At 73.5% G+C, this 1,650-nt stretch carries 2 protein-coding genes; both read right to left on the reverse strand.

What is annotated here, in order from left to right:
* Window positions 1-863 (reverse strand): protein kinase family protein (locus AC1DP0_RS21660; RefSeq protein ID WP_478088606.1); only part of this gene is annotated, 863 nt, incomplete at its 3' end.
* Window positions 864-908: 45 nt separating this feature from the next.
* On the reverse strand, window positions 909-1,650 hold a 742-nt coding region (locus AC1DP0_RS21665; protein WP_478088608.1), incomplete at its 5' end, for a DUF6049 family protein.

Below are 1,650 nucleotides of genomic sequence, written 5' to 3' on the forward strand. Positions count from 1 at the left end.
GGGTGGAGGGACTCGGAGTCCTCCCGGCCGCGCAGCCGCATGCCGGTCCCACCGTCGGACGTCGCCTGCTCGGCGGGCCACGGCGCGATCTGCAGCGCGAGGTCACCGGGAGAGATCGGGCCGCGGCGCCCGCTGCCGAGCGTCATGCGGCAGATGAGGTCGAGGTCGTTGGGCACGCCCACGGCGATCTCGGAGGGTGCGGCCACCCCGCCGACGATGGTCGGTGCGGCTTCCAGACCGACCGACGCGCCGGCGGGGATCAGCCCGTCGTCGACGGCGACCATGGGCCAACGACCGGTGAGGCCGGCATACGCGATCTTGACGAGGCCGACGGCGTCGGCGCGGGACGCGCGCTCGTCGGAGAGCCGGTCGGCGTCGGTCAGCGCGGCCTCGGTGGCGAGTCCCCGTACCTTCACGGCGCCGTCGGGCATGCGCAGGAGCGCGCTGGGCGTCAGCGCGAGGTGGTGCAGACCGCGGTGGCTCGCCTTGTCGAGGGCCGTCGCGGCCTCTCCGGTCAGGCGGCGCACCTCGTCGGCGGCGAGGCCGCCGCTCTGGAGCAGGTGCGAGAGAGGAACGGCCCCGGTGAGCGGCTCCTCGACGATGAAACCGACTCCCTGGTCGGTGCCCACGTCGAGCACGCGCACCAGGCGGGAGTCCTCGATGCCGGCGGCACGCCTGGCGGCGTCCAGCGCCGCCGCTGCGATCGAGGCTGTGGCGGAGAAGCAGACGAGCACGACCTCACGCTCGAGGGTGTGGTCGTGGGCGCGCCAGCGCTCGTGGTGCACGCCCTCCGAGGTGCGCAGCGTCACGGCATAGCGGCCACCGAGGACGGATCCCGGTCCGACTCCCTGCACCTGCGTCACCCTCCGCTCGTCCGGCCGTACCTGGAGGCGTGGCTCGGCATCATCCTAGGCGGGTCGGTCGTCATCCCGAGCGTCCGCACCGCCGATAGACTCGTGTGCCGCGGTGAGTGCCTCGATGTCGGCGATCTCGTCGACGCGTGAGGTGCCCTTGAGGACGGCCCGAACGACACCGGCCAGCAGGACGAGGCCCACGAGGATCCCGCCGACCCAGTAGATGGCGCCGTCGAGCGGGTTGGCCGCCATCGGGATGGTGGCCGGCGAGCCGATCCGGGTGCCGTCCGCCGTGGTGAGGTAGGCGCGGATCTGGGCGGGTCCGGCGGCGACGGCGACGACCTCCACGGGGACGTTCGTGCGTGACAGGGGTCCGATGGTCACCGGGCCGGGCTGCTCCACGACCCGGATGCGCGGGTTGTCGGGAACGACCCGCAGGCGGATGTCCTGGACGGTGTAGTCGAGGCCGTTCTCGACGGTGATGCGCAGGGTGCCATTCTCGGCGAGGAGGTTGATCGTGCTCGTGCGCGGCACGACGCGGATCGCGCTGGTCGCTGCCCGGATGTCCCTGGCCACCGAGGCGGAGAGCGTGGCCCACGAGCCGGGCTGGTAGCGCCATCGGGTGCTCGCGAGCTCGTCGAGCACCTCTCGGTAGGTGCGCTCGAACTCGGCGCCGTCGCGCAGCACCGAGGAGACGCTGAGCAGCGTCTCGCGTTGCTCGGCCATCTGGGCGAGGCGGCGGGCGGTGAGGACCGCCGGCGGCGCCGCGGACGCGACCGGCGTCGCCGGGCTGGCC

The organism is Terrabacter sp. P5_B1, from assembly GCF_056400505.1.